The following is an 18,437-nucleotide window of genomic DNA, read 5'->3' as shown; positions in this document are numbered from 1 at the left end:
GGGTCAGGCCCTCATGTGTTGCAGGTAGAGGGACTGCAGGTCGGTCTGGCCGATCTGCGCGCCGTCGAGGCTTTCGACCAGCCGCCCGCGCTTCATGATCCCGACGCGCGTGGCGGTCTGCTGCGCGTGGAACAGGTCGTGCGTGGTCGTGAGCACCGCCACGCCGCGGTCGGCCGCGCGGCGCAGCAGGTCGGAGAACTCGGCCGCGGCATGCGGGTCGAGCCCCGAGGTGGGCTCGTCGAGCAGCAGCGCCTTGGCCTCTTTGGCCAGCGCCACCGCGATCCACACCTTCTGGCGCATGCCCTTCGAATACATGCTGACGCGCTTGTCGGCGGCGGCGTGGTCGAGCCCCACCTCGGTCATCAGCGCGAGCAGGCGTTCGCGCGGCAGTTCGTGGCCCAGCGCCAGGCCGGCGAAGAAGCGCAGGTTCTCCAGGCCCGAGAGCGTGCCGTACAGCGTGACCTGCTCGGGGATGTACGCCACGTCCTGCTTGGTCGCGACCGGGTGGCGCGTGACGTCGGTGCCGTTGATCTGCACCGTGCCCTCGGTCGGCGCGATGAAGTTCAGGAACAGGTTGATGGTGGTCGTCTTGCCCGCGCCGTTGGCGCCCAGCAGGCAGTAGATGTCGCCGCCGCGGATGTCGAGGTCGAGACGGTCGAGCGCGGTGTGCGCGCCGTAGCGTTTGGTGAGGCCGGAGGCTCGGAGCATGGCGGAGGGGTTCCGATGGAAGGAAGAAAGGAAAGACGCGCGCAGGCACGCCCCGGCGTAGGCACGCCGATGCGGTCGTCGAGGGGGAATGAAGGCGACGGCGGCAGAGCCGCCGAATGCTCAGCGCTTGTTCTTGTTTTTCGCGCCGCCCTGCCGCGCCTTGAAGCGCGGGTTGGACTTGCAGATGACGTAGGTGCGGCCGCGCCGCGTCACCACCTGGCAATCGCGGTGACGCTTCTTGGCTTCCTTGAGCGAGGACAGGACTTGCATGTGCGTGGCCGGGGAGTTCGTTCGGACACGCGAATATACGTTATTGCGAATTCATTCTCAATAACTTTATCAACCCTTCCCCGGCATCCGGGGCCCCGCCGTCGTCAGTGCGGCGGATGCGCCTTCGGCGCTTTCGCGCCGGCGTCGACGCAGGCCGCGCACAGGCCATGCAGCGTGACCTCGTGGTGCGTCACCTGGAAGCCCTTGGGGGCGAGGTCGTGCATCGGCCCCGGGCACGCATGCAGCAGGAACACCTGCCCGCAGTGCGAGCAATGGAAGTAGTGATGGTGGTGGTGCCCTGCATCGTCGCCTGCAGCGTGCGAAGGGTCGTGCGCATCGGCCTTGCAGGCCACTTCATAGCGCGCCGGCTCGCCCGGCAGTTCGACCTTGGCGATCTCGCCGTCGGCCAGCAGCAGCGCGACCTGGCGGTACACCGTCGACAGGCTGATCTCGGGCACGATGGCCCGTGCGTGCTCGAGGATTTCGGGGGCGGTCAGCACGCGGCCGGCGTCGCTGAAGGCGGAAAAAACGGCGTTGCGCTGGCGCGTGAGACGTTGCATCGCTCGATGATAGGGGCGGCGCGCGCAAGACCTTCACACGTCGACCGTTGGGCCGCCGTCTGCCTCGGGCGCCTCGGGCTTTTGCTTGCCCTTCTTGCCACGCGCCGCCTTCTTCGCGGCCCGCTCGGCGTCGGCGCGCTGGCCGGCGGCCAGCCACTGCGCGAACTCCTCGGGCGTCTCGAGCGTGATGCGCCCCAGGTTGCCGGCGCGGAACTCGTGCATCACGATCTCGGCCGCCTTCTGCAGGTTGACCTTGCCCTTGCCCAGCAGCGCGCCGCGCTTGCGGCCGATGGTGTCGAGCACGTCCTCGTCCTTCATGCCGGCCAGGGTGGCGGTGTCGAGTTCGGTGAGCTTGAAGCGCGCGACAAGACCGTCGGCGTAGTTCGACTTGAGGTAGTCGAGCAGCTCCAGCGCCACTTCTTCTTCATCGAACGCATTGCGCCCCACCGCGCCGCTGGCCGCGAGGTTGTAGCCGCTCTTGGGCACGATGATGCGCGGCCACAGCATGCCGGGCGTGTCCCACAGGTAGAAGTCGTCGGCCAGCGTGATGCGCTGCTCGAGCTTGGTGATGCCGGCCTCGTCGCCGGTCTTGGCCTTGCGCCCGCCCGTCAGCGTGTTGATGAGGGTCGACTTGCCCACGTTGGGGATGCCGCAGATCAGCACGCGCATCGGCTTGGCCATGCCGCCGCGGTTGGGCGACAGCTCGTGGCAGGCGCGCACGATGCGCTGCGCGGGCATGGTCAGGCTGGCATCGAGCGCGATGGCGCGGGTGTCGGGCAGCGCGTTGTAGTGCGCCAGCCAGGCCTCGGTGCGCGCCGGGTCGGCCAGGTCCTGCTTGTTGAGCACCTTGAGCGTGGGCCGCCCGGCCGTGAGCTCGGCCAGCATCGGGTTGGCGCTGGAGCCGGGCAGGCGCGCGTCGAGCAGTTCGATCACCACGTCGATGTCCTTCACCCGTTCGGTGATGGCCTTCTGGGTCGAATACATGTGACCGGGGAACCACTGGATCGCCATCGATGGATGCTCTTTCTTTCGCGCTGTCTGGAAGGGGACCGGCCTCGCAGGCCGGGTGCGCATTGTGAACCGGGAAACGGACCGATTCCTCGCTGCTGCGCTTTTGATAGCACCAACTGGCGTATTCACTGGCTTGTTGGCCGCCAGATCACCCCTAGAATCCGCGCGCTGCGCCCGCAGCCGTTTCAAAAAGTCACACCGAGGGAGATCCTTTTCATGGTCCAGCGCCTTGCCGCCGCCGCCCTGCTCGCGGCCACCACCATCCTGTCCGCCACCGCGGTGCATGCCCAGCGCCCGTCGCCGCCGCCCGGCCCGCTGACCGACGGTTTCCTGTGCTGCAACATGCGCACGTACGGCGACTCGATCAGCGACATCAACTACGACGAACAGGGCACGAGCATCGTCCCCGTGGGCACGCCGGCGCGCATCACGGCCTACGACTTCCGCTTCTTCAACGTCGATCTCGCGGGCAAGCCCCAGCGCATCAAGAACGACTACAGCCGCAACATCACGCTCATCGACTTCGCCAAGCGCTACGTGGTCACCGAAGACCCGAAGCGCAAGATCGCGAGCTTCCCGCCCGCGGTGGGTGCAGCCATCGTCGCGGGCAAGGTGATGCCCGGCATGACGCGCGAACAGGTGCTCATGGCGATCGGCTACCCGGTGGCCAGCGAGAACCCGAGCCTGGACGCGTCGGTGTGGCGCTACTGGCGCGACAGCTGGTCGGAGTTCCAGGTGAACTTCGACGCGCAGGGCCTCGTGAAGGACGTCGCGGGCAACGCCGTGGCGCTGAGCCGCGTGCTCGCCACGGCCCCCTGAGCACCCTCTGAGGACACTGGGGTTCGTGTGCGCGGCATGACACGCGCAACACCCCGGAGGGTTTTGCATCGCACAGGGCGATTCCGCCCCTATGATTTGTCCGAAGCACGGCGCCGCCACGTGCGTCGGCCGGATCGAAACCCCTGAATGGAGTGCCTGCGATGAAACCCGTCTCCGAACTGCTCAAGCGCCACGATTCCGCCGCCTGGCGCACCTCGCCCGACACCAGCGTGTTCGACGCGCTGGCCACGCTGGCGCATTTCGAAGTGGGCGCGCTCATGGTGATGGACGGCGAAAAGCTCGTGGGCTTTCTGTCCGAGCGCGACTACACCCGCAAGGTGGCGCTGCAGGGCAAGAACTCGAAAGAGGTGAAGGTCTCCGAGATCATGACGCCCGACGTGATGACCGTCACCCCGCAGACCCAGACCCACGCCTGCATGGCGCTCATGAGCCAGCGCAAGTTCCGCCACCTGCCCGTGGTCGACGGCGACAAGGTGGTCGGCATGATCTCCATTCAAGACCTGATGGACGACATCATTTCCGAGCACGAGCAGACCATCACGCAGCTGACCAGTTACATCCAGAGCTGAGCACGCGGCCATGCCCCGGCAAAAAGGGGCAACACACCTACGCGCAGGGGCACTCTTTCGGGTGCACAGTGAAGGCTCGTTCACCATCCAGCAGGGACATACGCAATGCAGATCCAGGTCAACACGAGCAATGGCATCACCAACAAGGACACGCTGGAGCGCTGGGCAGACACCGAGATCAAGCAGCACCTGAGCCGTTTCGTCGAAGACGTGACGCGCGTCGAGGTGCACCTGAGCGACGAGAACCACGACAAGGCCGGCGGCGGCGACAAGTGCTGCGTGATGGAAGCGCGCCTGGCGCACCACCAGCCGCTCGCGGTGACACAGCACGCTGCCAGCCTCGACGAGGCCTTCCGCGGCGCGGCCGACAAGCTCAAGCGCCTGCTCGACAACACGCTGGGCCGCCTGAACAACCACCGCGCCCGCGATTCGATCCGCCGCGACGGCGAGGGCTTCGTCGCCGAGTAGTCGAGTCGAAGCTCAGCGCGCCGGCTTGCGCTTCGGCGCGGGCAGGCGCTGCGGCGTTTCCACCGGAATGAGCGGCGGGCGCCGCCCGTCGGCCATCCAGGCGTCGTAGAAATCGATCTTGCGATCGACCAGCGACAGCGCCTGCTGCCAGTCGGCAATGGTCTGGTGCACGCGCGCGCGGTGCGCCTCGAGCAGGTCGCGCCGCTGGCGCAGCGTGGTTTTTCCCTGCATCGCGAGCGCCGTGTAATCGCGCATCTCGGCGATCGACATGCCGGTGCGGCGCAGCCGGTCCATCAGGTCGAGCCAGCCCACATGCAGTTCGCCGTACACGCGCCGCCCGCCCGCGTCGCGCGCCACGCCGGGCACGAGGCCCTGCGATTCGTACCAGCGGATGGCGTGCACCGTGCGGCCCGTGCGCGCGGCCAGTTCGCCGATGTGGAACGGCGCGGTGGCGGCGCTGGGCTCAGCCGGCATGGGCGGTCGGCGCGTCGAGCGCCCGCTCGACCAGCGCGGTGTCGAAGTACTCGGTCAATGTCTTCACCTGGCCTCCTTCGAGTCGGTAGACGTAGCAATAGCGGTTGTTGTAGCGCTTGCCGGCCTTGGTGGGCACGTCGCCGCTGAACAGCACCACCACGCGGTCGCCTTCCGCAATGATGCATTCGGTCTTGCTCACATAGGGCCCGGCGAACTGCCCGAACAGCGGCTTGATCAGCTCTTCGCGGATCGCCTGCTTGCCCTGGTAGGTGCGCGACCAGGGCGTGCTGCCTTCCAGCGTCCAGCTGGCGTCGTCGGCCAGGCTGTCGATGAAGGCCTGGCCGTTGCCCTTGTCCAGCTCCGCGTGGATGCGCCGGACCAGGGCCTTGTTGTCGATCGTGTGCATAGCGTGATTTCCTTGGATGAATGAAGACACCGGACATCCGGTGAATTCATTGGAAATGCTCGAGTGCGCTCGAAGTCAAGCGCCATGCACCGAACGACGGTGAGATCAGCCCCGGCCGGCGTTCGCCATGCCCTTGGCGACTTCGTTCGCGCCCTGGGCAGCGCCGCTTTGCGGCACGGCCTCGCCTTCGCGTTCGGTCACTTCCGACAGGCGCGCCGCCAGCTGCTCGGGCGTGTCGGCGGCAATGCCCAGCCAGGCGCCCTGCGTCAGCGTGATGTGCGCAGCCTCGAAGGTGCCGGCGCCGGCGCAGAGGATGGTGCGGTTGGGTGCGTCCTGCGCGGCCAGCACCAGCATCGCGGGCACCACGGCCTCGGGGCGGAAGGCCTCGAGCATGTCCTTGGGGAACAGGTCTTCCGTCATGCGCGTGGCGGCGGTGGGCGCCAGGCAGTTCACGCGGATGTCGTTCTTGGCGCCTTCGATGCTCAGCGTCTGCATCAGGCCCACCAGCGCCAGCTTCGCGGCGCCGTAGTTGCTCTGGCCGAAGTTGCCGTACAGGCCCGACGACGACGTGGTCATCACGATGCGGCCGTACTTCTGCTCGTTCATGAGCGCCCAGACGGCCTTGGTGCAATTCACGGCGCCCATCAGGTGCACGTCGACCACCAGCTTGAAGTCGTCCAGCTCCATCTTGGCGAAGCTCTTGTCGCGCAGGATGCCGGCGTTGTTGACCAGGATGTCGACGCGGCCCCAGGCGTCGACCGCCTGCTTGACCATGGCCTGCACGGCCTCGAAGTCGGTCACCGAGGCGCCGTTGGCCACGGCTTCGCCGCCGGCCGCCTTGATCTCGTCGACCACCGCCTGCGCGGCGCTGACCGAGCCGCCGGAGCCGTCGCGCGCGCCGCCCAGGTCGTTGACCACCACCTTGGCGCCGCGCGCCGCCAGTGCCAGCGCATGCTGGCGGCCCAGGCCGCCGCCCGCGCCGGTCACGATGGCCACGCGGCCCTTGAAGTCGATGGAGGTGCTGTTGCTCATGGGTCTCTGCTCGCTGTCTGTAGGGAGTTGGAAAGGAGGTGCCGACGGGCGGCAACCCGGCGTTTTACCTCAGTTCCCCGCCCCGTTTGCCCTCGGGCGCCCCTCGCGGGAGTCACCCATGCGACGGCTGGACGGTTGCGCAGTACGCGACCAGCTGGTCGAGCTCGGCCGATTTGTCGAAGAAGGCGTCGGCGCCCAGTTGCTGCGAGCGCAGGCGCATGTCGGCGGTGGCGTAGTTGCTGAGCACCACCACCTTCTGCTGCGGCGCGCGGTGGCGGCAGGCATGGATCACGGCCAGGCCGTTGCCGCGCTGCAGAAACAGGTCAATGATGGCCAGGTCCCAGTCGCGCTGGTGCCGGCTCAACCAGTCGAGCGCCTCGTCGGCGGTGCTGGCCGAGGCCACCACATGCGCATGGGCCACGTCTTCGAGAAAGTCGACGAGGTTCTCGCGGATCACGGGACTGTCCTCGACCAGATAGGCATGGAGCGTCATGGGGAGTGTCTCGGGTCCGAAGCTTGGCAGCGCATGACGCCATCTTCCGGGCTGCCCGCACGGGCGCGGTGGGCCGGACAGGCCAACGGCTGTAGGCCATCGGCCAGCGGCGCTGTCGGCGCGCGCCGCCCTGCCCTCGCCCTGTCGCAGCCTCAGGCCGCGACAGGCAGGCGGCCGGGGGCCATGCCCAGGCGCGCCGGCGAGACGTACTGCTCGCGGTAGATCTCGAAGGGCATGGTGTCGGCCGCCTCGATGCGCTTTTGCGCCTGGATCGACTCGGCCGTCATCTGCTCGAACCCGGCCTGCTGCGCGGCCGTGAACGGCAGCGCCAGCAGCGCGGCGCGGGTCTGCTCCGACTGGGCGCGCACGAAGCCGACGAAGGAGTTGCCGTGCTGCTGCTCGATGGCCGCGAGCACGCGCGCCGACGGCAGGCTGTCGGGGTTCTCGAGGCCGGCCTTGGCGGCGCGCACCGCGTCGACGTGCTGCGTGCCGCCCTGCGCCGCGTCGAGCGCGGCGGCGATGGGCAGGCACTGCTCGACCAGCTCCAGGCCCCAGTCGGTCAGGCCGACCTCGCGCCCGTCGCGGCGCAGCTTCAGCCCCGGCTCGCGGCCGCGCGCGGCCGTGAGGTGCTGGTTCTGCGCCAGGTCGGCGATTTCCTGCGGCGTGTCGTCAGGGCTGTCGTTCAGCAGGCAGTGCAGCAGGAACACGTCGATGAAGCGCATGGTCTGCGCATTGATGCCGACGGTCTCGAAGGGGTCGAGGTCCATCAGGCGCACCTCGACGTACTCCACGCCGCGCTCGCGCAGCGCATGCAGCGGGCGCTCGCCGGAGTGGATGACGCGCTTGGGGCGGATGGTGCCGTAGAACTCGTTCTCGATCTGCAACAGGCTGGTGCCCAGCTGGTTGTAGTCGCCGCCCAGGTTGCGGATGCCGATGGCCTCGTAGGCCGGCCACGGGCGCGTGAGCGCGTCCTGCAGCGAGGCGCCGTAGCCCTCCAGGCTGTTGTAGCTCACGGCCAGCGAGGCCTGCGCCTCGCTCTGGTAGCCCAGGCGGCCCATGCGCAGCGAGGTGCCGTGCGGCATGTACATGCTGCCGTCGCCCAGCGGCTGCAGCTCGTGCGGGCGGCCCGCGACAAAGCTCGAACACAGGGCCGGCGAGGCGCCGAACAGGTACAGCAGCAAGAAGGCCTGGCGGCGGAAGTTGCGGATGAGCGCGAAGTACTCTTCGCTCGACACCTCCGGCAACGACCAGTTGTAGTGGATGCCCGAGATGGTCTGCATGCGGCGGCCATAGCGGTGGCTCAGGCCCATGCGGTACACGCTCTTGGCGCGGCCCACGTTCGACGAGCCGTAGCGGCCGATCGGAATGGTCTCGTCAGTCGGCAGGCCGCAGGGCATGCTCGACACCCACAGGCGCTCGTCGCCGAGCTGGTCGAGCACGCGGTAGGTGAACTGGTGCACCCGCGTGAGCTCTTCGATGGCCGACTCCACGCCCGCGTGCACGCCCGTGATGAGTTCGAGCTGCGATTCGCTGAAGTCGGTCGTGATGTGCGGATGCGTGAGCGCCGAGCCCAGCGCCAGCGGATGCGGCGTGAGGGCCAGCTTGCCGTCGGGCAACGCGCGCAGGCTTTCCTTCTCGATGCCGCGACGCATTCCCTTCAATCGCGCGGCCGGGAGTGCACCCAGCCTCTCCTGCAATCTGTTGCTCATGTTCTTATGACCCATCAATCTTCTGTGGGGCTGGAAGGTAGCACGGGCGGACAGGCACTGCTGAAGCAGGGAATCCCGCATCCGGCTATGCTGTTTTTTGCTACCTTTTCCATAGCTACCCTCTCAAATGCCACCGGCCTTGCGGCGCGCAGCGGGGTTCGAAATTCAGGCCTTGGCGCGGCCCGCCGCGAGGTCGATCTCTTCCGACTGGTAGACATGGATCGACGGCACGCCGTCGGCCATGGCCGCGAGCGCCTTGCCGAACGCACGCGACGCATCGACGCGAAAGTGCGCCTGCAGCGCCGCCATGTCGCTCCAGCGCTCCACGAAGGTGAGCTGCAGCGGGTCTTGCACGTCGGTCGTGACGTCATGCGAGATGCAGCCGGGCTCGGCGCGCGAGCGCAGCACGTGTTCCACGCTGATGGCCAGCATCGCCTGCAGGGTGTCGGCCTTTGCCAGCGCGTGTCCGATGACCAGGATCATGGGGTGTCTCCTTCTGTGTATGTCTCGTGGATTGCCGCAGCGGCCTGTGCTTCAGCGCAGCACGCGCAGCAGGAAATCGTTCAGGTCGGCCACTTCTTCCATGCAGACCGAATGCGCCATCGCGTACTCGTGCCATTCGACGGTGTAGCCCAGGGCGGCGAGCGCGTCGCGCGATTGCGTGGCGCGTGCCAGGGGCACCATCGGGTCCTGCCGGCCGTGGCCGAGGAACACCGGCGTGTCGTGGTTGGCGGCATGGCGCTCGGCCGCGGTGCTGGCCGCCAGCGGCAGCCAGCCCGACAGGCCGACGATGCCGGCCAGGCGCTCGGTGTGGCGCAGGCCGGTCAGCAGCGCCATGGCGCAGCCCTGCGAAAAACCGGCCACCACGATGCGGCTGGCGGCAATGCCGCGGGCCTTTTCATTCGCGATCACGGCCTCGATGGTGGCCTGCGAGCGGCGCAGGCCCGCGGCGTCTTCCTGCACGTTGAAATCGGGCCCGGCAATGTCGAACCACGCCGGCATCTGGTAGCCGCTGTTCAGCGTGACCGGAATCACCGGTGCGTTGGGGAACACGAAGCGCACCGGGCCCACGGCCGACAGGTCGAGCTCGCCGGCGATCGGCACGAAGTCGTTGCCGTCGGCACCCAGGCCGTGCATCAGGACCACCGTGGCGGTGGGGTTCGGGGCGGTTTCGATTTCGATGGGAGGACGGGACATGGTCAACGAAGGTATTCAGGAATGCGAATGCCCAGACCTTAGCGCATTCGGGCGACCCGGGCCGCGGCGAAACGGCCGGTTGGCTGACTTGCACCTCGCAACATCCGGGCCCCCGGCTGTCCTTGCCGTCGCAAGGGGGCGCCGGATGCAACACAATGGCGTTTCGCATGAAGACCCCCACCCCGCCCCTGAAAAGCTCGTCGTCCCGCCCCGCCTTCGACAGCGAGGCGCTGCTGCGCGGCAGCGGGCTGCGCGTGACGCGCGCCGCCCAGACCGTGCTGGAGCTGCTCGAACACGGCTCGCAGCCGCTGACCCACGAGGAAGTGGCCGCCGCCTACACCGCCGCCACGGGCGAGCCGCCCGACCGCGTCACGCTCTACCGCGTGCTCGACCGGCTGGTCGAGGCCGGCCTGTGCGACCGCCGCGTGGGCGCCGACCGGGTCAACCGCTTCGCGCGGCACGTCGACACCGCCTCGGGCAACACCTTCGAATGCGACCAGTGCCACAAGGTGCTGGCCCTGCCCTCCGACCCCGAACTGCCCAAGGTGATGGGCCGGCTCGGCAAGGCGCTGCGCAAGCAGGGCATCGACACGCGGCACACGGCGCTCACGCTGCACGGCATGTGCGGCGACTGCGCTCGATAGTTTCATCGCGCTGCACGTGTACGTCTCCCGGCACCACCGCCAGCCCGACCTCGGCGCGAGCCACGCGCTGATCGACGCGCATCCGCTGGGCGCCTGGGTCGTGCCGGGCGCCGACGGGCTGGTCGCCAACCACCTACCCTTTCTGCTCGACCGCTCGCGCGGCCCGTTCGGCACGCTGCTCGGCCACGTGTCGCGTGCCAATCCCGTGTGGCGCCAGCTCGATGCCCCTGCCCCGTCGGTCGTGATGTTCCAGGGGCCGCAGGCCTACATCACGCCCGGCTGGTACCCCGGCAAGGCCGAGCACGGCCAGGTGGTGCCGACCTGGAACTACGCCGTCGCCCATGCGCACGGCATCGCGCGCGCCATCGACGACGAAGCCTGGCTGCTCGACCTGCTCGCGCGGCTGACCGCGGCGAACGAGGCCGGCCAGCCCGTGCCCTGGCAGACCACGGACGCGCCCAAGACTTTCATCCGCAAGCTGGCGCGCGCCGTGGTGGGCATCGAGATCCCCATCGCCCGCCTCGAAGGCAAGCTCAAGGCCAGCCAGGACGAAGCCCTGCAGGACCGTCAAGGCACGGTGCAGGGCCTGGCCGCCGTCGGCAGCGAGAACGCGTCGGCCATGGCCCGGCTGGTGCAGCAGGCGATGCAGCCCGGCAGCGCCGGCGACTGAACCGCCCGCGCGCTCACACGTTCCACGACGGAAACGGATCGGGCAGGTTCTGCCACCACGAGGGGCCGAAGCGCATCTCGTTGGGCGTGAGCAGGCAGGCATCGAGCCGCGCGCGCAGCGCGGCCTCGTCCATGCCGATGCCGATCAGCACCAGCTCCTGGCGCGCATCGCCGGTGGCGTCGTCCCAGTTCTTGCGGATGAGTTCGAGCCCGTCGGGGTCGGTCGGCCAGTGTTCGCGCGGCACGGCCGCCCACCACAGGCCCGCCACGCCGTAGCGACAGGCGCCACCGGCCTGCGACCATGAACCCGCGCGGGTCGGCCGGCTCGCGAGCCAGAAGAAGCCCTTGGAGCGCACCACGCCTTCCCATTCGCCCTGTACTAGGTCCCAGAAGCGCTGCGGATGGAACGGCAGGCGCGACCGGTAGACGAAGCTGCGGATGCCGTAGGCCTCGCTCTCGGGCACGTGCTCGCCGCGCAGCTCGGCCAGCCAGCCGGGCGCCTGCTCGGCCTGCTCGAAATCGAACAGGCCCGTGTCGAGCACGCGGTCGAGCGCGACGCGGCCGAACTCCGACTCTTCGATGCGCGCACGCGGGTTGAGGCTGCGCAAGATGGCCATCAGCCGCTCGCGCTCCTCGCCCGTCACGAGGTCGGTCTTGTTGACCACCAGCACGTCGCAGAACTCGATCTGCTCGATCAGCAGGTCGACCACCGTGCGCGTGTCTTCGTCGCCCAGCGACTGGCCGCGCTGGCCCAGGCTGTCGGGCGAGCCGTAGTCGCGCAGGAAGTTGAAGGCATCGACCACCGTGACCATGGTGTCCAGCCGCGCCACGTCGGCCAGGCTCTGGCCGTCCTCGCCCGCGAAGGTGAAGGTCTCGGCCACGGGCAGCGGCTCGGAGATGCCGGTCGACTCGATCACGAGCTGGTCGAAGCGCCCTTCCTTGGCGAGCCGCTTCACCTCGATCAGCAGGTCTTCGCGCAGCGTGCAGCAGATGCAGCCGTTGCTCATCTCGACCAGCTTCTCGTCGGTGCGCGACAGCGCGGCGCCGCCCTCGCGCACCAGCGCCGCGTCGATGTTGACCTCGCTCATGTCGTTGACGATCACCGCCACGCGGCGGCCCTCGCGGTTGTGCAGGATGTGGTTGAGCAGCGTGGTCTTGCCGGCGCCCAGGAAGCCGGACAGCACGGTGACGGGAAGGCGATCGGCCATGAGGGCAGGCTCCATAGTTGCAACAGAATTGCATTATAGGGATTGACGCAACTCAGTTGCATTTCTTGCAAGCGTGACCGACAGGCGCGCGCTCGCCTACCATCCAGCGCATGACCGATTTCTCTGCCTTCGTCGCCCCGCCGCCCTCCGACGCGCCGCACGCGGCCGTCGTTGCCGCCGCATCGGCCTGCCTCGACCGCTTCACGGCCGCGTTCAACGCCTCGGACACGCAGGGCATGGACGCCGAGCTGCACTTTCCGCACACGATGCTCTCGGGCGCACGGCGGCTCGACTGGCCCGCACCCGGCCGGCACCCGGTGGATTTCTTCGACACGCTCAAGGCCGGCGGCTGGGCCTCCACGCAGTACGAGCAGAAGGAGCCGGTGCTCGTGAGCCAGGACAAGGTGCACTTCGTCGTGCACTACACGCGGCGCGATGCGGCCGGCGCGGTGCTCAGCACGCACGCCAACCTCTGGATCGTCGTGCAGGCTGAGGGGCGCTGGGGCATCGCCCTGCGCTCGTACTGATCAAAAAAACAAGGACCGTTTCCCATGTCCCTTTCCGCACTGCAACTCGTCTGGCCCTCGCCCGAGCATTTACCCGGCTACATCGCTGCGCTCGAGCGCGGCTGGTCGCCCAACAACCTGCGCGCCGAAGCCGGCCGGGAAGAACTGGCGCTGATCCGCGCCGACCCCGACGGCTTTCTCGCCGGCCTCGTCGACCGCGAGGCGAAGGGCCCACCCGTCGCGCTGCCCGCCGGCGGGCACCGTGCCCCGGCTGCCGGGCTACCGGCGCTGGCTGTGGGACGGCGAGTTCTGCGGCAGCATCCAGCTGCGCTGGCAGCCGGGCACCAACGCCCTGCCTTCGTACTGCCTCGGCCACATCGGCTACGGCGTGGTGCCGTGGAAAAGCGGCCGGGGCTATGCCACCGCCGCGCTGCGCGCGCTGCTGCCCGATGCGCGCGCCATCGGCCTGGACCACGTCGAGATCACGACCAGCCCCGACAACCTCGCCTCGCAGCGCGTGATCCGCGCCAACGGCGGCGTGCTGGTCGAAGAGTTCATCACCGAGCCCGGGCTCGGCGGCGCGCCCGAGCTGCGCTTTCGCATCGACGTGCGCGGGCTGCGCTGACGCGCCCTACATCTCGAACGGTTCGACCTGCCGCCCGTCGATGTCGGTGAAGCCGTAGGCACGCGCTAGGTCGGCCACGCGCAGCACCTGGCCGGTCTTGTCGAGCACCTGCGCATCGCCCGCCAGCGCGGCCACGGCGCGGCCCAGGTAGCGCGGCGATTCGGTGCGCGCCAGCGCCGGGCGCTCCTGCCAGTGCGCCTCGTCGGTCTTGTGGCCCGCGAGCACGAACTCGGTGCGCATCCAGCCCGGCGACACCGCCACCGAGGCCACGCCATGCGGCTGCAGTTCCTGCGCGATGCCGAAGGCCAGCCGCGTCATCGACGCCTTGGCGAGGTCGTAGAACAGGTTGCCGCGCAGGTAGTGGCCGCGGTCCCAGAAGGTGGTGGTGACGATCAGGCCCTGCTTGCGCGCCACCATGAACGGCGCGGCGCAGCGGCTGGCCACGAGGTGGTTGCGCACGCCGCGGTCGAACATCGAATCCCAGTTGGCCAGCGGGTGCTCCCAGAACGGCGCCTCGAAGACCCCGGTGAAGCTTTCGTGGCCGCCCCAGGCGTTGTTCACGAGCAGGTCGAGCCGGCCCTGCTCGCGCTCGACGCGCGCGAACAGCGCCGCCACCTCGTCTTCCTTCGTGTGGTCGCAGGCCACGGCAATGCCGCGCCCGCCGAATTGCGTGACCTCGTCGGCGGTGTCGTCGATGGTGCCGGGCAAGGCGGCCAGCTCGGACAGGGCGAGCAGCTGGCCGTAGGTGTCGGCCGGCCGCGCACGGGTGCTGCGCCCGGTCACGTACACGGTGGCGCCGGCCGCGCCCAGTTCCTGCGCGATGCCGCGGCCCGCGCCGCGGCTGGCGCCGGTCACCACGGCCACGCGGCCCGCCAGCGGACGGTGCGCGGCGTCAGGGGTGGAGGGGGCTGCTGTCATTTTTCATTGCTCCTTCGTTCGGTGAGGGTCCTTGGGCAGGACAAGCCGCCACGATAGGCCGGCCTCAGCGCGCCGTCTTGGAAGAAACCGAAACCCTGCGCCCGAGGAACTCGGTGGGCGTCACGCCGCACAGGGCGCGGAACTCGTTGACGAGGTGCGACTGGTCGTAGAACCCGTGGTCCAGCGCCATGTCGGCCCAGGCCGGCGCGCTGTGCAGGCGCAGCGCGCGCAGGCAGGCATGCAGCCGCGCGAGCCGGCCCCAGGCGCGCGGCGACAGCCCGACGTGCGCATGAAAAAGCTGCTGCAGCCGGCGCTCGCCCACGCCGACCGCCTGCGCCACCTCGCGCAGTGCCTGGCGCCCGTCGGCAGCGGCGATGAGCCGCGCGGCGTGCATGGCGGCGGCCGGCGGCGTGCCAGCGCCGGCTTTCTGCAGGCGCTTCATCAGGGCCTGCTGCAGCAGCTGCGCGCGTGCGGCATCGCCGCGCGCTTCGGCCATGCGCGCGAGCAGCGTCGAGCCCTCGCCGCCCCAGAGTTCGTCGAGGTGCACCGCGCGGCCCGCGATCTCGCCGGCCGGCACGCCGAGCAACGCAGCCGCCGCACCGGGGCGCAGCGCCACCGACAGGCCTTCGACCGTGTCGCGCATCCGCACCACGGCGGGTGCGGCGAAGGCGCCGATGGCTTCGACCGCCTGCCCCGGCGCGTCGTCGGCCGAGGGCGCGTCGCCGAAGTTGAAGACCAGCCGGATCGCGCCGTCGGGCAGCACGCGCTCGCGCACCTCGTGGCCGGGCGCGAAAGTCTCGCGGTACATCAGCAGGTGCGAGACATGCGACCGCAGGGCCGGCGCGATCGGCAGCACCTGCAGCGTGCCGTCGGGCACGCCCGACTCCGGCCCGTGCAGCGGGTCGTCGTGGAGCCGGAGGAAAAGACGTTCGCCCATGGCGGTCGATTGTGAGGAAAAACCCGCCGCCGCGCGACCGGGCGGGCACGGGCCGACAATCGGCCGGCTCCCCCTGTTCACCTTTGGTTCGCATGCCCGATTCCGCCCTCCCCGTGCTCTATTCGTTCCGCCGCTGCCCCTATGCGATGCGGGCCCGGCTCGCACTGGTGGCGAGCGAACAGCACTGCGCGCTGCGCGAGATCGAGCTCAAGCGAAAGCCCGCCGAGATGCTCGCGGCCTCGCCCAAGGGCACGGTGCCCGTGCTGGTGCTCGACGGCGGCGCGGCGGTGCTCGAACAGAGCCTGGACGTGATGCTGTGGGCGCTGCGCCGCCACGACCCGCTGCGCTGGCTGACGCCGGAGCGCGGCACGCTCGATGAGCTGCTGGCGCTGGTGGCGGCGTGTGACAACGACTTCAAGCCGCTGCTCGACCGCTACAAGTACCCGGCGCGTTATCCCGCATCGGAAGGCGCGGCACGCGACGAGGGCGCGCGCTTCCTGCAAGGGCTCGAAGACCGGCTCGCGATGTCAGTGCAACTGGCCGGCGCGCACGCCACGCTGGCCGATGCGGCGCTCATGCCTTTCGTTCGCCAGTTCGCGATGGTCGATGCGGCCTGGTTCGACGCCCAGCCCTGGCCGCGCCTGCAGGCCTGGCTCGCGGGCTGGACCGCATCGGACCTGTTCGCGCGCATCATGACCAAGTACGCGCCCTGGCAGGCGGGCGAACCGAGCGTGAGCTTTCCGCCCGCTTGATCAGTACACGTCGCGGCGGTAGCGGCCTTCGGCGATGAGCGCGTCCATGCCGCTCTCGCCCAGCACCTCGGTGAGCGCTGCATCCACGCCCGGCGCCATGCCTTCGAGGCTGCCGCACACGAAGACGATGGCGCCCTCTTCGTCCACCCACTGCTTCAGCACCTCGCCAGCCTCGCGCAGGCGGTCCTGCACGTACACGCGCTGCGCCTGGTCGCGCGAGTAGACGAAGTCAGCACGCGCGACCAGACCACCGGCCTGCCATGCCGCGACCTCGTCCGCACCGAAGCCGTCGTGCGCCGCCTGCCGCTCGCCGAACACCAGCCAGTTGCGCCCGTGCCCGCGGCGTGCACGCTCGCGCAGCAACGCACGCAGGCCCGCAAAGCCCGAGCCGTTGCCGATGAAAACGCAGGGCCGCGCATCGTCGGGCAGCGCGAAGCCCGGGTTGGCGACGAGTCGCAGCGCGAGTTCCGTGCCCATCGGTGCGCCGACCGTGAGCCAGCCCGAGGCCACGCCCAGGCCGTTGTCGTGCCGTGCCTGCCGCACCAGCAGCTGGATGGCGCCGTCGGACGTAATCGACGCGACCGAGTAGCTGCGCGGCGCGGGCGCCGGGGCGCCGTCGTCGTGCATCTGGCGCGGCACGATCTCGACCAGTGCGCCGGGCACCCAATCCATCGTGCCGCCATCGACGCGCCGCAACTCGATCTCGAACAACGGATCGCCCTGGCTGCCCGCATTGAGCAGGCGCCGGCCGTCGAGCCGCCAGGCGTCGAAAGCCGGCGCGGTCGACACAGGCCACGCGGCGTCGCGCACCCCGAAGGTCTCGCGCAGCGCATCGTGCCAACGCGCGAGCGCTACCGGGTCTTCGCCGTCCACCTCGATCATCGGGAACAGCGGCTGCGCGCCCTGGTTGTGCAGGTCGTGGTCGAGCTTGCGGCCGAAGCCGCAGAAGGTCGCGTAGTGACGGTCGCCCAGCGCGAGCAGGCCGTAGCGCAGATGGCGCAGGCCCGGGCCGCCTTGTCGTGCGAACGCACGGGCGAAGGCGCGCACGCTGTCGGGCGGCTCGCCTTCGCCGAAGCTGCTCGCCACCCACAGCACCTGACGGAAATGCAGCAGCGCGTCGGCGCTCAGTGCCGACACGGGCCGCACCACCGCCGCGACACCGGCGGCCTGCAACGCGCCGGCCGTCTGCAGCGCGAGGCGCTCGGCATGGCCGGTCTGGCTCGCGAAGGCGACCAGCACCTGCCCCGCATCGCCCGCCGGGGCGGGCACGGCGACCGCCTCGAGCCGCGCACGCTCGGCGCGCACGGCCTTCGCGGTGCGGCGGCGGCCGAGGTACATCATCCAGCCGCTGATCGCGAAGAGCGCGAGCCCCCCGCTCGTGAGCATCATCACGATGCGCCCCGGCAGGCCCCAGTAGGTGCCCATGTGCAGCGGGTAGATGCTGTTCACGAGGCGGCCCGCGAGCGGCTTGTCGGCATAGCGCTCGTGGCGCAGCGTCTCGCCGGTCGCGGCGTGCAGGTACAGGCGGTTGCGCGCGCGCTCGTGTTCGGGGTGCGTGCGCAGGTAGTTGGCCTCGACCTGCGCCCCGTTGCGCGCCGGCAGCCGCAGCGTGACCAAAGACCAGTCGCCCCCCGTGGTGTCGACGAAGGCCTGCCAGACGCGCGCCAGGTCGAGCGTCACCGGAGCATCGGCCGGCGCGCGTTCGGCGCGCACCACGCGGCCTTCGCCGACCGCGCCGTCGACCACCTTGCGCAGCCCGTCGAAGGCCCAGTACATGCCGGTGGTGGTCGACACCACGTAGGCCAGCAGCGCGACGGTGCCGACCACCGCGTGCAGGTTCCACAGGAAGGCACGGCCGCGCAGCGCGAAGTCGATGCGCAGCCACTGGCGCCACGCGAAGGGACGGCGCGGCCAGCGCAGGTACAGGCCCGACAGCGCGAGCAGCAGCAACAGGCCGGCCAGCGAGCCGGTGATGGGCTTGCCGTCGTCGCGCGGCAGCAGCAGCCAGCGGTGCAGCTCCTCGACGAACTCGAAGAAGTGCTCGCCCACGGGGTCGGGCAGCAGCGCGCCGGTGGCGGGATCGGCAAAGCGCGTCTCGCCGCGCCGCTGGCCGGGCGGCGGCGCGAAACCGACGCGCGCGGGGCGCCCGGGCTCGGCGAACACAGTGAGCGTCGCGATGCGGCGCCCCGGCGAATCCGCCTGCAGGCGCTCGAGCAGCGCGGGCGGCGCCAGCGGTGCGGCCGAGGCCGCGGGAATCGGGTTCAGCAGGTCGGTGATCTCGGCGCGGAACGACAGCATCGCCCCGCTCAGGCCGATGACGACCAGCACGCTGCCCGCCGTGATGCCGATGAACCAATGGATCTGGAACCAGACGCGTCGCAGCAAAGCCATGAAAAACAGAAGAAAACGAGAAACAGGAAGCCCCGCCAAGGCGGGGCGCG

23 protein-coding genes are annotated in these 18,437 nt (G+C 69.7%); 8 read left to right on the top strand and 15 right to left on the bottom strand.

Going from position 1 to position 18,437, the window contains the following annotated elements; genetic code table 11:
• Nucleotides 1–3: 3 nt before the first annotated feature.
• The 4 genes from AC07Q9_RS24665 to ylqF form a co-directional block, all read right to left on the bottom strand.
• Nucleotides 4–708, bottom strand: coding sequence for an ABC transporter ATP-binding protein (locus tag AC07Q9_RS24665; RefSeq protein WP_495312104.1), 705 nt, complete (start codon nucleotides 706–708; stop codon nucleotides 4–6).
• A gap of 120 nt (nucleotides 709–828) precedes the next feature.
• The gene (gene ykgO / locus AC07Q9_RS24660) at nucleotides 829–978 is read right to left on the bottom strand and encodes a type B 50S ribosomal protein L36 (RefSeq protein WP_013542562.1); all 150 of its coding nucleotides are present in this window, start codon (nucleotides 976–978) and stop codon (nucleotides 829–831) included.
• A 104-nt stretch (nucleotides 979–1,082) separates the two neighbouring features.
• Nucleotides 1,083–1,538: a Fur family transcriptional regulator gene (locus tag AC07Q9_RS24655; protein WP_495312103.1), complete on the bottom strand. Its 456-nt coding sequence runs from the start codon at nucleotides 1,536–1,538 to the stop codon at nucleotides 1,083–1,085.
• Nucleotides 1,539–1,571: 33 nt separating this feature from the next.
• Entirely contained in the window at nucleotides 1,572–2,549 is a 978-nt protein-coding gene (ylqF, locus tag AC07Q9_RS24650; protein WP_495312102.1) for a ribosome biogenesis GTPase YlqF, read from the bottom strand.
• Nucleotides 2,550–2,765: 216 nt separating this feature from the next.
• Here ylqF and AC07Q9_RS24645 point away from each other — a divergent pair, with 216 nt between their 5' ends.
• The 3 genes from AC07Q9_RS24645 (at nucleotide 2,766) to AC07Q9_RS24635 (ending at nucleotide 4,426) form a co-directional block, all read left to right on the top strand.
• Nucleotides 2,766–3,368: a cell envelope protein SmpA gene (locus AC07Q9_RS24645; protein ID WP_495312101.1), complete on the top strand. Its 603-nt coding sequence runs from the start codon at nucleotides 2,766–2,768 to the stop codon at nucleotides 3,366–3,368.
• A gap of 161 nt (nucleotides 3,369–3,529) precedes the next feature.
• A complete protein-coding gene (locus AC07Q9_RS24640) occupies nucleotides 3,530–3,958 on the top strand; it encodes a CBS domain-containing protein (protein WP_099791301.1) in 429 nt (142 codons plus the stop codon).
• A 105-nt stretch (nucleotides 3,959–4,063) separates the two neighbouring features.
• Nucleotides 4,064–4,426, top strand: a complete 363-nt coding sequence (locus AC07Q9_RS24635) for an HPF/RaiA family ribosome-associated protein (RefSeq protein WP_492696528.1) — start codon at nucleotides 4,064–4,066, stop codon at nucleotides 4,424–4,426.
• A 12-nt stretch (nucleotides 4,427–4,438) separates the two neighbouring features.
• On the opposite strand, the gene AC07Q9_RS24630 is transcribed toward AC07Q9_RS24635, so the two are convergent.
• The 7 genes from AC07Q9_RS24630 to AC07Q9_RS24600 form a co-directional block, all read right to left on the bottom strand.
• Nucleotides 4,439–4,900: a MerR family transcriptional regulator gene (locus AC07Q9_RS24630; RefSeq protein WP_495312100.1), complete on the bottom strand. Its 462-nt coding sequence runs from the start codon at nucleotides 4,898–4,900 to the stop codon at nucleotides 4,439–4,441.
• Nucleotides 4,890–5,306, bottom strand: coding sequence for a nuclear transport factor 2 family protein (locus AC07Q9_RS24625; protein ID WP_495312099.1), 417 nt, complete (start codon nucleotides 5,304–5,306; stop codon nucleotides 4,890–4,892). The genes AC07Q9_RS24630 and AC07Q9_RS24625 overlap by 11 nt, the downstream gene beginning before the upstream one ends.
• 105 nt (nucleotides 5,307–5,411) lie before the next feature.
• Nucleotides 5,412–6,338, bottom strand: coding sequence for an SDR family NAD(P)-dependent oxidoreductase (locus AC07Q9_RS24620; protein ID WP_495312098.1), 927 nt, complete (start codon nucleotides 6,336–6,338; stop codon nucleotides 5,412–5,414).
• Nucleotides 6,339–6,450: 112 nt separating this feature from the next.
• Entirely contained in the window at nucleotides 6,451–6,831 is a 381-nt protein-coding gene (locus AC07Q9_RS24615; RefSeq protein WP_495312097.1) for a response regulator transcription factor, read from the bottom strand.
• A 152-nt stretch (nucleotides 6,832–6,983) separates the two neighbouring features.
• The gene (gene gshA, locus AC07Q9_RS24610) at nucleotides 6,984–8,540 is read right to left on the bottom strand and encodes a glutamate--cysteine ligase (RefSeq protein ID WP_495312096.1); all 1,557 of its coding nucleotides are present in this window, start codon (nucleotides 8,538–8,540) and stop codon (nucleotides 6,984–6,986) included.
• Between the two features lie 165 nt (nucleotides 8,541–8,705).
• Nucleotides 8,706–9,023 carry a putative quinol monooxygenase gene (locus tag AC07Q9_RS24605; RefSeq protein ID WP_062477003.1) on the bottom strand — a complete coding sequence of 106 codons (318 nt, stop codon included), beginning with the start codon at nucleotides 9,021–9,023 and terminating at the stop codon, nucleotides 8,706–8,708.
• Between the two features lie 51 nt (nucleotides 9,024–9,074).
• Nucleotides 9,075–9,737, bottom strand: a complete 663-nt coding sequence (locus AC07Q9_RS24600) for an alpha/beta hydrolase (protein WP_495312095.1) — start codon at nucleotides 9,735–9,737, stop codon at nucleotides 9,075–9,077.
• 167 nt (nucleotides 9,738–9,904) lie between these two features.
• Here AC07Q9_RS24600 and AC07Q9_RS24595 point away from each other — a divergent pair, with 167 nt between their 5' ends.
• Nucleotides 9,905–10,381 carry a Fur family transcriptional regulator gene (locus AC07Q9_RS24595; protein ID WP_095747674.1) on the top strand — a complete coding sequence of 159 codons (477 nt, stop codon included), beginning with the start codon at nucleotides 9,905–9,907 and terminating at the stop codon, nucleotides 10,379–10,381.
• Between the two features lie 16 nt (nucleotides 10,382–10,397).
• Complete coding sequence (locus AC07Q9_RS24590; protein WP_495312094.1) at nucleotides 10,398–11,051, top strand: FMN-binding negative transcriptional regulator; 654 nt, start codon at nucleotides 10,398–10,400, stop codon at nucleotides 11,049–11,051.
• Between the two features lie 13 nt (nucleotides 11,052–11,064).
• Here the strand turns inward: AC07Q9_RS24590 and zigA are convergent, their stop codons facing one another.
• Nucleotides 11,065–12,258, bottom strand: coding sequence for a zinc metallochaperone GTPase ZigA (zigA, locus tag AC07Q9_RS24585; protein ID WP_495312093.1), 1,194 nt, complete (start codon nucleotides 12,256–12,258; stop codon nucleotides 11,065–11,067).
• A 110-nt stretch (nucleotides 12,259–12,368) separates the two neighbouring features.
• Between zigA and AC07Q9_RS24580 the strand changes: the two genes are divergently transcribed.
• The gene (locus AC07Q9_RS24580) at nucleotides 12,369–12,785 is read left to right on the top strand and encodes a hypothetical protein (RefSeq protein ID WP_495312092.1); all 417 of its coding nucleotides are present in this window, start codon (nucleotides 12,369–12,371) and stop codon (nucleotides 12,783–12,785) included.
• 241 nt (nucleotides 12,786–13,026) lie between these two features.
• Nucleotides 13,027–13,389 (top strand): GNAT family N-acetyltransferase, encoded by a 363-nt coding sequence (locus AC07Q9_RS24575; RefSeq protein ID WP_495312091.1) that lies wholly within the window; start codon nucleotides 13,027–13,029, stop codon nucleotides 13,387–13,389.
• Nucleotides 13,390–13,395: 6 nt separating this feature from the next.
• On the opposite strand, the gene AC07Q9_RS24570 is transcribed toward AC07Q9_RS24575, so the two are convergent.
• The gene (locus tag AC07Q9_RS24570) at nucleotides 13,396–14,307 is read right to left on the bottom strand and encodes an SDR family oxidoreductase (protein WP_495312090.1); all 912 of its coding nucleotides are present in this window, start codon (nucleotides 14,305–14,307) and stop codon (nucleotides 13,396–13,398) included.
• 64 nt (nucleotides 14,308–14,371) lie between these two features.
• The gene (locus tag AC07Q9_RS24565; RefSeq protein WP_495312089.1) at nucleotides 14,372–15,244 is read right to left on the bottom strand and encodes a helix-turn-helix domain-containing protein; all 873 of its coding nucleotides are present in this window, start codon (nucleotides 15,242–15,244) and stop codon (nucleotides 14,372–14,374) included.
• Between the two features lie 92 nt (nucleotides 15,245–15,336).
• Here AC07Q9_RS24565 and AC07Q9_RS24560 point away from each other — a divergent pair, with 92 nt between their 5' ends.
• Entirely contained in the window at nucleotides 15,337–15,996 is a 660-nt protein-coding gene (locus AC07Q9_RS24560) for a glutathione S-transferase (RefSeq protein ID WP_495312088.1), read from the top strand.
• Here AC07Q9_RS24560 and AC07Q9_RS24555 read toward each other — a convergent pair whose 3' ends face one another.
• Complete coding sequence (locus tag AC07Q9_RS24555; protein WP_495312087.1) at nucleotides 15,997–18,387, bottom strand: PepSY domain-containing protein; 2,391 nt, start codon at nucleotides 18,385–18,387, stop codon at nucleotides 15,997–15,999.
• Between the last annotated feature and the right edge of the window lie 50 nt (nucleotides 18,388–18,437).

This window comes from Variovorax sp. GW821-FHT09A10 (assembly GCF_059418385.1).
This window is presented reverse-complemented; position numbering and strand designations above follow the sequence as displayed.